Below are 12,397 nucleotides of genomic sequence, written 5' to 3'. Positions count from 1 at the left end.
GAGCATGTGGGAGTCGTGCCCCAAATCATCTGCGCAACCGTGCCCCTGTGGGAGCGAGCCTGCTCGCGAAGAGGTGTGTCAGTCGATGCAGCAGTGACTGACAGGACGCTTTCGCGAGCAGGCTCGCTCCCACAGGTTTTACAGCACCCGGCTTATTTACGATCCAGCCATACGGTCTGCGCGTTGCAGAATTCCCGTACGCCAAAGTGCGACAGCTCACGACCGAAGCCGCTCTTCTTCACGCCGCCGAAGGTCACGCGCGGATCGCTCGCCGAGTAGCCGTTGATGAACACGCCACCGGTTTCCAGTTCACTGGTCAGTTGCTCAGCCAGCGCCACGTTCGCGGTGTAGATAGTCGCGGTCAGGCCGAAATCGCTGTCGTTGGCCAAGGCCACGGCGTGTGCGCAATCGCGGGCGGTGATAATCGAGGCGACCGGGCCAAACAGTTCTTGCTTGAACGAGGTCATGCGGTCGGTTACATCGGCCAGCACGGTCGGTTCGTAGAAGTTGCCGGCGCCCTCGGCTTTTCTGCCGCCGAGCAGCAGCGTCGCGCCTTCCTCCAACGTGTCACGCACTTGCTGATCGAGTTCATCACGCAGATCGAAGCGCGCCATCGGCCCGATGTAAGTGTCAGCGTTGAGCGGATCGCCCATCTTCAACTGGCGTGTCGCTTCAACGAACTTGCGGGTAAATTCCTCGACCACACCTTGTTCGATGATCAGACGTTTGGCAGCCGCGCAGACCTGGCCGGAATTCTGATAACGACCGACCACTGCCGCGTGCACCGCCTCATCCAGATCAGCATCGTTGAGCACGATGAACGGATCGGAGCCGCCGAGTTCCAGCACGCATTTCTTCAATGCCGCACCGGCCTGAGCACCGATGGCCATACCGGCGCGGACGCTGCCGGTCAGCGTCACAGCGGCGATGCGCGAATCGGCAATGGCGCTGGAAACGCCTTCCGGGGTGACGTTGATCACCTCAAACACGCCATCGGGAAAAACGGCGCGGACAAACGCATCGCGCAGCAGGTAAGCGCTGCCCATCACGTTTGGCGCATGCTTGAGCACGTAAGTGTTGCCAGCGATCAACGTCGGCACCGCGCCGCGCAGCACTTGCCAGATCGGGAAATTCCACGGCATCACCGCCAGAATCGGCCCCAGCGGACGGTACTCGATACGCGCCTTGCCGCCTTCAACCAGGGTGGCTTCGGCGTCGAGCATGGCTGGACCGTGTTCGGCGTACCACTCGCAGAGCTTGGCGCATTTCTCGATTTCGCCACGGGCCTGGGCGATCGGCTTGCCCATTTCCTGGGTGATCATGGTTGCCATCGCTTCTGAGGTTTCACGCAGCGCGCCGGCGAGGGCGGTCAAAAGACGCGAACGATCCTGCAGCGGCTTGCGCTTCCACTTGCCAAAAGCAAAGGCAGCGCGAGTCAGCGCCGCATCAAGGGCAGCGGCGGATTCAAACGCGTAATGCCCGATCTGCTCGCCGGTGGCGGGGTTGATCGAGATGGCGTGGGTCTGGCTGGAAATCTGGCTCATGACGTTGTCCTGTAGGTTCGTCGGATGGGCCTAGAGTAGGGTGGCGTTAGTTTTCTGGAAACTGAATAATAAAGAGCGTTTCCTTCACGATTGGAGAATGACTGTGGATCTGGTGCAACTGGAAATCTTCAAAGCGGTGGCCGAGCACGGCAGCATCAGCGCTGCCGCCACGCAGATTCATCGCGTGCCGTCGAACCTGACCACGCGGATCAAACAGCTTGAGCAGGATCTCGGCGTCGATCTGTTTATCCGCGAGAAAAGCCGTCTGCGCCTGTCGCCGGCCGGGTGGAGTTTTCTCGAATACACGCGGCGTATTCTCGATCTGGTGCAGGAAGCCCGCGCTACGGTGGCAGGCGAAGAACCCCAGGGCGCGTTCCCGTTGGGCTCGCTGGAAAGTACCGCAGCGGTACGTATTCCCGAACTGTTGGCGGCGTACAACCAGCAGCACCCGAAGGTCGACCTCGACCTGTCCACCGGGCCATCGGGGACGATGATCGACGGCGTGCTGTCCGGGCGTCTCGCCGCTGCATTCGTCGACGGCCCGGTGCTGCATCCGGCCCTGGAAGGTGTGCCGGCGTTCGAGGAGGAAATGGTCATCATCGCGCCGCTCCATCATTCACCGGTCGAACGTGCGGCGGACGTGAATGGCGAGAATATCTACGCCTTCCGTTCCAACTGTTCCTACCGTCACCATTTTGAAAAATGGTTCAGCACCGACGCTGCCGTACCCGGCAAGATCTTCGAAATGGAGTCCTACCACGGCATGCTCGCCTGCGTCAGCGCCGGTGCCGGCCTGGCGCTGATGCCGCGCAAAATGCTGCAGAGCATGCCCGGCAGCGCGACGGTCAGCGTCTGGCCGCTGACCGCGGACTTCCGCTATCTGACTACATGGCTGGTGTGGCGCCGGGGCACGGTGTCGCGCAGTCTGAGCATGTTCGTGCGTTTGCTTGAAGAGCGGGGCGTGGTGCGTGAGCAAGCCTGATAGAGCGCATCTTTATGGCGTGCCATTGCGCCCGTACAAACGATAACCGTCGCGCTGATTCAAGCGATCGTAATAGGCGCGCACCGCAGCCAGATTCCCGTGATCGAGCGGCGTTTCGAACCAGCGATTCACTGACAGCCCGATCGGAATGTCCGCCAGGGAAAACTGCTCGCCACTGACGTATGCGCCGGTCTTCTCCAGTTGGCGATCGAGGATTTGCATGTTGCGCATCCAGTCCCGGCAGCCGGCGGCCAGGGCATCGCCGTCCTGATAATCCGGCGACTTGCGCACCAGCGCCATCAGCGGGTACGACCAAGAGCGATTCAGCTCCGAGGCCTGCCAATCGATCCACTGATCGACCCGCGCGCGGGCGATGGGCTCAACCGGATATAAATGCGCACCGCCGTAACGCGTCGCCAGATAACGAATGATGGTGTTGGATTCCCAGAGAGTGAAATCGCCGTCCTGGATCACCGGCACCATGGCGCAGGGATTCAGCGCGAGAAACTCCTGTGTGTTTGGCGACTGGAAGCCCGAACCCCAGTCTTCGCGCTCGAACGGGATGTCCAGTTCAGCACAGGTCCACAGCACTTTGCGCACGTTGATCGATGAGGCTTTGCCGAGTATTCGCAGCATGGGATTTCCTTCTCCGGGTAGTGGACGCAGGAAAATACCATAGCGCAAAACACAAGGCCCGCATCGCACGGGCCTTGGTTCATCAGCATCTGACTACGGCGTGTGCCGTGCGGGATTACCGGTTGAGGAACGCCAGCAGATCCTCATTCAACGCCTGCGCATGGGTCACGGCAAACCCGTGCGGCGCGCCGGCGTAGACCTTCAACTCGGCGCCTTTGATTTGCGCGGCGGCCTGCTTGCCGGTGGTTTCGAACGGCACGATCTGGTCGCCGTCGCCATGGATCACCAGAGTCGGCACATCGATCTTGGCCATGTCCGGGCGGAAGTCGGTTTCCGAGAACGCGGTCACGCAGTCGACGGTGCCCTTGAGCGATGCCAGCAGCGCGATGTTCAGGGTTTGCGTGAGCACGCCGTCAGAGACTTTCTGGCCCTGATTGGTGCCGTAGAACGGCGCGTTGAAATCAGCGATAAATTGCGCACGATCCTTCAGCAGGCCGGCCTTGATGCCGTCGAACACTGATTTGTCGACGCCGTCGGCGAAGTCGGCTTTCTTGCCGAACAGCGGCGTGACCGCACCGAGCAATACCAGGCCGGCAACGCGCTCGCTGCCGTGGCGGGCGATGTAGCGGCTGACGTCGCCGCCACCCATGGAGAAGCCGACCAGGGTCACGTCGCGCAGGTCCAGATGGTTGATCAGGCCGGCGATGTCATCGGCGAAAGTGTCGTAGTCGTAGCCGGTCCATGGTTGATCGGAGCGACCGAAACCACGGCGGTCGAAGGCGATGGTGCGATAGCCGCGACTGCTCAGGTATTCCATCTGGTATTCCCACATGTCGGCATCCAGCGGCCAGCCGTGGCTGAACAGCACGGGCTTGCCGCTGCCCCAGTCCTTGTAATAGATCTCGGTGCCGTCTTGGGTTTTGAAGGTGCTCATGCAAACTCCTTGTGATCGTGTGTGGCAAGAATAGATGCCGAATGGGCAACGGCCACTATCCGCGCAAAACGCGCCCGCCACTTGTACGCAGGTGCTGGTTTCACCCTTATGAAAGCGCGGCAAATCCCGATGAGCGGAACAAACTTAAGTTTGACGTCAAAATGATGGCCCTCTAATATCGCGCCACTATTTTGATGTCACTTTTTGTGTCGAGGGATCGAACATGTTTTCACCCGCCTTCACGGCGCGGTTGTGCCTGGCGCTGCTCTGCCTCTCTCCGCTTGAATCTGCCTGGGCCGCGCCCACTCCCGGTGAAACCGACCTGATCCGCGAACGTCAGAACCGGTTGCTCGAAGAGCAGCAGCGGCGCCTCGAAGAACTCAAGGATCTGCCCGGCAAAGACGCCAAACCGGCGCAACCGACAGCACCCGCCGATACGCGCTGCTTCACCATCAAGGACATCGAACTCAAAGGTGCAGACAGCCTCTCGGAGCGCGACAAGGCGCGTCTGCTCAAGCCTTATATCGGCGAATGCCTCGGCGTGCCGCAGCTCAACGAGCTGCTCAAAGTCATCACCGATCACTACATCGAAAAAGGTCTGGTCACCAGTCGCGCGTATTTGCCGCAACAGGATCTGTCCGCCGGGCACCTGAAAGTGCTGGTGATCGAAGGCAAGCTCGAAGGCATGAAGGGCGCGGAAAACAGCCGGCTCTCGGATCGCGAACTGGCCATGGCCTTTCCCGGCAAAAGCGGTGAACTGGTCAACCTGCGCGAGATCGAGCAAATGGTCGACCAGCTCAATCGCCTGCCGTCCAACCAGGCCAAAATGGAGCTGGCGCCGGGGCAGAATGTCGGCGGCAGCGAAGTGCGCGTCACCAATACGCCGCAGAAGCCATGGCGCGCCGGCCTGTCCCGAAGCAACGATGGCCAGCGCAGCACCGGCGAGCAGCAGTGGGGCACGTCGTTCGATTGGGACAGCCCGCTGGGTTTGGCTGACCAATTGAGCCTGCGCGGCGGCCACGATGCGATGACCGATCACCAGCACACTTCCAACAACGCCATGCTCAATTACAGCCTGCCGTGGGGCTGGTGGACGTTCAGTTACACCTACAGCCAGAGCGAGTACCGCTCGCAGATCGCCGCCAACGGCTACAACTTCAAGCAGACCGGCGACAGCGAAAACCATCAACTGCGCGCCGAGCGCGTGATCCATCGCGACGCGGTCAGCAAGACCTCCCTCAGTGCGGGACTTTCGTACCTGCGCAGCAACAACTTCATCGAAGACAGCAAACTCAAACTGAGCAGCAATCGCATCAGCGAAGCGCAATTCGGCTTCAACCACGGCCGTCGTGTCGGCAGCGCGTTCGTCAACTTCGATGCTGGCGTGCAGGAGGGCATTGGTGCTTTCGATGCGCAGGGCAGTCACGATCCCGGCCCCGGCGAACCGGACGCACGCTACCGCAAATACACCGCAACCCTGAGCTATTTGCAGCCGTTCAAATTGCTCGGTGAATCCTTCAGCTTCAGCAGCCTGATGACCGGCCAGCGCAGCGAAGATGTGCTGTTCAGCCCACAGCGCACCAGCCTCGGCGGCTCGGCGTCGATCCGCGGCTACAAGGATCAATCGCTGTCCGGCGACAGTGGTGGCTACTGGCGCAACGACCTGCGCTGGAGCCGCCCGGTGACGGCCGAATGGCTGCAACCGGTGTTCGCCGAATACGGCACCAGCCTCGGTTACGACCAGGGCGTAATTCGCGGCGATCGCTACAACGGCGATCAGCACGGACGCATGTCGAGCAACTCGCTGGAGTTGTTCGCCCGTGGTCAGCATGTGGCCGCCAGCGTGACATTCGCGCATTCCCTGGAACGACCGGACGCGCTGACCGAGCGCGAAGCGCCGATTTATTTCCGCCTGGATTTCTTCATTTAATTTTTGCCCGCTTCGAGATTCTGATATGGACATTCGCCACCTGGCTTTGCTGGCCAGCCAACCTTCTGCGGCCGTAAAAAAGCGCGAGCAATTCTGCGGCATGCCCAAGCGTGGTCTCGCCTTTTTGCTGGCGAACGTCATGTTCTGGCAACCGGTGTGGGCGCAGGCGGACGGCATCGTTGTCAGTGCACCCGGCACCAGTCTGGATCGCGCCGGCAATGGCGTGCCAATCGTCAACATCGCAGCGCCCAATGGCAGTGGCCTGTCGCATAACCAGTTCCACGACTACAACGTCGGTGCGCAAGGCGTCATCCTCAACAACGCCACCGACCGCATGCAACAGACGCAACTGGGCGGGATCATTCTCGGCAACCCGAACCTGCGTGGCGCAGCGGCACAAACCATCCTCAACGAAGTCAATGGCGGCAGCCCGAGCCAGTTGCGCGGCTACACCGAAGTCGCAGGGCAATCGGCACGGGTGATCGTTTCCAATCCTTACGGCATCAGTTGCAACGGTTGCGGTTTCATCAACACGCCACGTGTCACGCTGACCACCGGTAAACCGGTGCTCGACAACGGTCGCCTGGAGCGCTTTCAGGTCGATCAGGGAAGCGTTTCGATTGACGGCGTCGGTCTTGATGCGAGCAACGTCGACAGTTTCGAAATCATTACCCGCAGTGCGCAGATCAATGCACAGATCCACGCAAAAAACCTGAACATCACCACCGGCCGCAACGACGTCAACGCCGACACGCTCAGCGCCACCGCCCGTGCCGATGACGGCAGCGCCAGACCACAACTGGCCATCGACTCCTCGGCGCTCGGCGGCATGTATGCCGGTGCAATCAAACTGGTCGGCACCGAGCAGGGCGTTGGCGTGAAGCTGGCAGGGGATCTTGCCGCCAGCGCAGGTGACATCCGGATCGACGCCAATGGCCAACTGACCCTGGCCAAAGTCACGGCGGGTAATGCCGTCGATGTAAAGGCCAAAAGTCTCGATGCCCAGGGCGCGGTTTATGCCGGTACGCAGGTCACCGTACAAACCGCCGAAGACCTGATCAATCGCCAAAGCCTCGCTGCCCGTGACAGCGTCAGCCTGAGCAGTGGCGGCAGGCTGACCAATACCGGTGTGATTGAAGCCGGGGTAAGCGCAGACAACAGCCGCAACGCCAATGGTGATCTGTCGATCAACAGTGCTTCGGTGAGCAACAGTGGCAGCGTGTTGGCCAGCCGAACCCTGACCGCCAGCGCAGCCGCAACGTTCGAGAACCAGAACGGTACCGTGCAGGCTCAAGACCTCACTCTGAACGCGGCGCGCCTGGTCAACCAAGGTGTGAATGCGCGTGTTTATGGTGAAACCCGTCTGGTCGTGAGCGCGCCGGCCATCGTCAACCTCAGCGGCCTGATTCGCTTCGCCGATGGGCAAGCGGCAACACTGGTGGTCGACAGTATCGACAACCGTCAGGGCCGTATCGAAATCGCCGGCGGCAGCCTCAAGCTCAATGCTCAGGAGGTAAAAAACACCGGCGGCAAAGTGATCGCCGGTCGCCTCGACGTGGACGCCCGTCAACTGGACAACAGCGGCGGCCTGATCGGCGCCAGCGACGGTGAGGCCAAGGTTGTCGCCCGCGAACGTCTGAATAACGGCGCGGGCAAGATCCAGGCGAAAACCACACTTGCACTGTCGGGAGGGGAGTTGCTCAATCAGGGTGGGACGCTGGCTGCCGACGCCATTCACGTCACGGCCACTCGCCTTGATAACAGCGCCAAGGGTGTGATCAGCGCGGAAAACGGTGCTGCTGATCTGACGCTGATGCAGGATTTCGACAACCACGACGGCAAGGTGCAAGCCTCGGATCGCTTGACCATCACTGCGCAGAGCATCAACAACCGCAACGCAAGTCTGACGGGCAAAACCCTCGAGGTTGCCAGTCGCGGCACGCTGGATAATACGCAAGGCACGATTTCGTCCGATGACAGCGTGGTTTCCAGTGCAGACCTGGATAATAGCCTTGGCCTGATCCAGGGGACCGATCGCCTGAGCCTGACCGCGCAGTATCTGCAAAACGCCAGCGGCCAACTTTTGGGCGGCATCGTCGACGCAAACCTGCGCAATCTGATCGGCAACAACGACGGCACGCTCAGCGCCGAAACCGGGCAACTGACGCTCCTCGTCCAGCAGCACTTGAACAACGCATTGGGCCGTCTGCAATCCATCAAAGGCGATGTCGAATTGCGCGCCGGCTCGGTCGATAACCGTGGCGGTGTCGTCGCCGCCCGGCAATTGCTGGTGGTGGCCAAGGACGGATACGTCGACAACCGTGGCGGGCGGATGATCGCCGACGGCCTGGAGTTGCACGCGGCCAGCCTTGATAACCGTGCCAACGGGTTGTTGGCCGCAGGTGCCGAGGGTGCGCGGTTGATCCTCAAGCAAACTGCACCAAGCCAGTCGCAACTGCTGAATCAACAGGGCCGGATTCAGAGCGAAGGTCAGTTGCACATCGACGGTGACGAGGTCGACAACAGCGCCGGTGTCCTGCTTGGCAACGCTATCGACATAAATGCCAAACAACTTGGCAACAACGACAAGGGCGGCATCGTCGGTAATGGCGGCGATGTCGTCCTCAACATTGCCGGAGTTTTCAGCAACGTCACCGGTCTGGTCGATGCTGGCGCACAGCGCTTGCTCCTTGATCAACTGACCTCGCTGGATAACCGGGGCGGCACCCTGCAAGGCAAGCGCCTGGACATCAATAGCGCCTGGATCAACAACAACGCTGCCGGGCAGATCATCGCTGGCAGCGACGGCCTGAAGATTACTGGCAAAACACTGCTCAATCAGCAAGGTGTGATTCTGGCCAACGGCAGCCATGCCGAACTGGCGCTGAACAACGGCAATTTGCAAAACCAGGGCGGCACGCTGCAAGCCGACTCGGTGAGCATCACCAGTGCCGACCTCGACAACAGTGCAGCCAGCGGCAAGGCCGGGCTGATTTCCAGCCTGATCGATGACCTGACGTTGACGGTAACGCGCCTGACCAACCGCGCCGGCAAAATGTTCGGCAAGGATCAGGTGATCTTCACTGGTACCAGCCTGGACAACACCAGCGGCGAGATCAGCGGTAATCAGCTGGGGCTCGAAGCCGTCGGGCAGGTTCTCAATCAGGGCGGCCTGATCGAATCGGCGAACAGCCTCAAGCTGACTGCCAGCGGCTTGGATAACAGCGCCGGCGGCCAGCTCCGCGCCCTCGGTGGCGCTGCGAGTCAGATCAAGCTGACCGGCAATCTGAACAACCAGAGCGGCGTGATCGAAATCGGCAGTCAGGACCTGCTGCTATCCGGTGCCGAAATCAATAACTTCAGCGGCAATGTGCGCCACGCGGCACAGGGCCTTTTCGACCTGGATGTGAGCCAACTGGCCAACAACCAGGGCAGTCTCACCGGGCTGGGCAATGGTGTATGGGATGTCGGCTCGGTCAACGGTGTTGGTACCTGGCAACTGAACGGCGGGCTGACCTACACCAGTGCGCAGGACCTGACGCTCAATGCTGGCGAACGGATCGCCAGTACTTCGGCGCTCAGCCTCAACGTGGCCAACCTGAACAATGCCGGACAATTGCTCAGCGGCGGCGATCTGGCGCTGACCCTCGGCGGCAATCTGCTCAACAGCGGCAAAGTCTCCGCGCAGCAGAAACTCACGATCAGCGCCAACGACGTGATCCAGCAGGACGGGCGACTGGTCAGCGGCGGCGACACCGTGATGACCTTGCGCGGCACACTGGACAATCTCGGTCGCCTGATCGCCAACCAGAACCTCACGGTGACGGCGGCACGGATCAATAACAAAGGCACCCTCGGCGCCCAAGGCAATCTCGAATTCACCGCCGCCAACGGTCTCTACAACGATGCCGACACGCTGCTGTTCAGCGGCGGCACGATGAAGCTGCACGGCAACAGCCTGAATAACTATTACGGCGATATTTACAGCGGCGGCAACATGAGCGTCGACGCTGTCGATGGCGGGCGCGCGGCGTTGTTCAGCAACTTGTCGGGCACCATCGAAGGCGAGGGTGACGTCGATATCAACGCGGTTTCCTTCGAAAACGCCAAAGCCGAGTTCGAGCTGACTTCCGGTCAGTCGTCCGGCAGCTTGAGCTGGGTATGCGGTCAGCACTGCGATGGTGGTGATGGCTGGAAGCGCGGCACCATCACCATCACTACCCAATTCAACGACGAGGTGCTCAAGGACTCGCGCGCGGCGCGATTCGTGGCAGGCAAGAACTTCACCATCCACGCCAACCAGGTTGAAAACCGTTACAGCCTGCTGGCCGCCAACGGCGACCTGACCGTGACGGCTGACAGCCTGCTGAACCAGGGCGCGGAGTCGCGTTCGGGGACGCGCGTGGTGAAAAGGGGCACCCCTGGGCGTATCGACAACAGCCTCTGGGACAAGATGGAGTTCGTCGATGTTCCGGCGTTCAACGCGGCTACCGCGGCCGGCAACTTCGATCAGGCGCGGTTCGATGAACTGATCAGTCGCTCCAGTGATTCGCGATTCTCTTTGATGAGTGACGTCACCACCTGGAATGCAAACGGCAACGCCGTTTACGCTGCGGTGATGCAGGCCGGCGGCAAGGTCAAGCTCGACGTCACCAACAGCATCCAGAACGGCACGCTATACGACAACACTTATGGTCAACTGACAGGTTCTCTGGCCAGCGACCAGACTGACGCGGTCGGCGGCATCAACATCAACCTGGGCAAACATAGCACCGACGCTGTCGCCCAAACCTCCAGATCCGTTACCCGTATCGAGCATGTCGACGCCGATGGCGTGAAGCAGATCAGCTTCACACCGGTGGACTTCAAAGGTGTGCCGTTCGCCGCAGTCGACCCGACGGCTTCCTCGACCTTCCGGTTGCCGAAAGGCCCGTACGGCATGTTCGTGCAAAGCACGAATCCGCAGAGCCGTTATCTGATCGAAACCAATCCGGAGCTGACCCAGACGACCGCGTTCATGAGCTCCGACTACCTGCTCGGCAAGCTCGACTTCAGCGCCGACGAAGCGGCGCGTCGCCTCGGTGACGGTCGCTATGAATCGCGGCTGATCAGCGACGCCGTCATGGCCCAGACCGGCCAGCGTTTTCTCGCCGGTGGCCTGGAGAACGACTACGAGCAATTTCGTTATCTGATGGATAACGCGCTCGCCAGCAAAAATCAACTGAACCTCTCAGTCGGCGTCAGCCTGACCTCGGCGCAGGTCGCTGCGCTGACCCACGACATTGTCTGGATGGAAGAACGCATCGTCGACGGCCAGAAAGTGCTGGTGCCGGTGTTGTATCTGGCGCAGGCCGAGTCGCGCAACGTGCGCGGTGGCAGCCTGATTCAGGGCCGAGATCTGGAAATGCTGGCCGGTAGCGATCTGGTCAACGTCGGCACATTGAAGGCCAGCAACGACGTGTCCGTCGACGTCAAGGGCAGCCTCTATCAGGGCGGTCTGGTGGAAGCCGATGAGCGTATCAAACTCATGGCCACCGACAGCATTCGCAACGCACTGGCCGGCGAAATCCGTGGCAATCAGGTCGAACTGACGACACTCAAGGGCGATATCGTCAACGATCGTACCGCCATCGCTGTGCGTGATGGCAGCGGCATGCGCACCCTTGTCGACGACGGCGGCTTCATCAGCGCTCGCGACAGCCTGACCATCAAGTCCGGACAGGATCTGACCAACGCGTCTGCCATCAGCAGCGGCGGTGACGCCAGCCTGAGTGCAGCGCGCGACATCAACCTGTTGGCGACACGCGACGAAGACGAACTCCACGAATCATTCGATGGCGGCCACCGCTCAGTCATTACCTCCACCGTGGAAAACCTCGCGTCGACAGTGAAAACCGGCGGCGACCTGAAGCTCGATGCCGGTCGCGACATCAACGTCGTCGCCAGCACAGCCGAAGCCACCGGCAACCTCGCCGCCGAGGCCAAGCGCGACATCAACATGTCCTCGGCCGGAGATGAACACAACGTTGAAACCCATAGCAAGGACGGCAAGAAACGTGTCCATGAACAGGATGACCACACTGTTCAGAAAGCAGCTGAGTTCATCGCCGGCGGCGACGTAAAAACCAGTTCCGGCCGTGACACCACACTGGTCGCGAGCAAAATCAGCGCAGGCAATGAAGCCTACGTCTACGCCGGTAACGACCTCAATCTGCTGGCCGCGCAGAATAGGGACCACACCCTCTACGACATGAAGGAGAAGGGCGGTTTCGGCAACCTGAAACTCCAGCGCGACGAAGTCACCCAGGTCACCCACGTCGGCAGCGAAATCAAGAGCGGCGGCAACCTGTCTCTGGTCAGCCTGGGCGACC

Annotated in this window: 6 protein-coding genes; 3 read left to right on the top strand and 3 right to left on the bottom strand. The window is 60.8% G+C overall.

All coding sequences use genetic code 11. The features are described 5' to 3' along the window. Window positions 1-152 precede the first annotated feature (152 nt). The gene (locus D8U71_RS12200) at window positions 153-1,544 is read right to left on the bottom strand and encodes an aldehyde dehydrogenase family protein (RefSeq protein ID WP_130887845.1); all 1,392 of its coding nucleotides are present in this window, start codon (window positions 1,542-1,544) and stop codon (window positions 153-155) included. Window positions 1,545-1,647: 103 nt separating this feature from the next. On the opposite strand from D8U71_RS12200, the gene D8U71_RS12195 reads away from it, so the two are divergent. Then, a complete protein-coding gene (locus tag D8U71_RS12195) occupies window positions 1,648-2,526 on the top strand; it encodes a LysR family transcriptional regulator (protein ID WP_130887855.1) in 879 nt (292 codons plus the stop codon). A gap of 12 nt (window positions 2,527-2,538) precedes the next feature. On the opposite strand, the gene D8U71_RS12190 is transcribed toward D8U71_RS12195, so the two are convergent. Together D8U71_RS12190 and D8U71_RS12185 are read right to left on the bottom strand one after the other, a co-directional pair. Next, a complete protein-coding gene (locus tag D8U71_RS12190) occupies window positions 2,539-3,162 on the bottom strand; it encodes a glutathione S-transferase (RefSeq protein ID WP_130887844.1) in 624 nt (207 codons plus the stop codon). A 115-nt stretch (window positions 3,163-3,277) separates the two neighbouring features. Continuing rightward, complete coding sequence (locus tag D8U71_RS12185; RefSeq protein ID WP_024013222.1) at window positions 3,278-4,096, bottom strand: alpha/beta hydrolase; 819 nt, start codon at window positions 4,094-4,096, stop codon at window positions 3,278-3,280. 223 nt (window positions 4,097-4,319) lie between these two features. On the opposite strand from D8U71_RS12185, the gene D8U71_RS12180 reads away from it, so the two are divergent. Together D8U71_RS12180 and D8U71_RS12175 are read left to right on the top strand one after the other, a co-directional pair. After that, entirely contained in the window at window positions 4,320-6,026 is a 1,707-nt protein-coding gene (locus D8U71_RS12180; RefSeq protein ID WP_130887843.1) for a ShlB/FhaC/HecB family hemolysin secretion/activation protein, read from the top strand. A 25-nt stretch (window positions 6,027-6,051) separates the two neighbouring features. Continuing rightward, window positions 6,052-12,397, top strand: a 6,346-nt coding sequence (locus D8U71_RS12175; RefSeq protein WP_130887842.1) for a filamentous hemagglutinin N-terminal domain-containing protein, incomplete at its 3' end; no start/stop codon positions are given.

This window comes from Pseudomonas sp. Sample_21, assembly GCF_004307525.1.
Lineage (GTDB): Bacteria > Pseudomonadota > Gammaproteobacteria > Pseudomonadales > Pseudomonadaceae > Aquipseudomonas > Aquipseudomonas atacamensis.
The sequence above is the reverse complement of the archived record's forward strand: the minus strand, read 5'-3'. Positions and strand labels throughout refer to the sequence as shown.

Bases quoted from the DNA above. Each gene is read 5' to 3' on its own strand.
- D8U71_RS12200 (WP_130887845.1), bottom strand. From the start codon at position 1,544: ATGAGCCAGATTTCCAGCCAGACCCACGCCATCTCGATCAACCCCGCC.
- D8U71_RS12190 (WP_130887844.1), bottom strand. From the start codon at position 3,162: ATGCTGCGAATACTCGGCAAAGCCTCATCGATCAACGTGCGCAAAGTG.
- D8U71_RS12185 (WP_024013222.1), bottom strand. From the start codon at position 4,096: ATGAGCACCTTCAAAACCCAAGACGGCACCGAGATCTATTACAAGGAC.
- D8U71_RS12180 (WP_130887843.1), top strand. From the start codon at position 4,320: ATGTTTTCACCCGCCTTCACGGCGCGGTTGTGCCTGGCGCTGCTCTGC.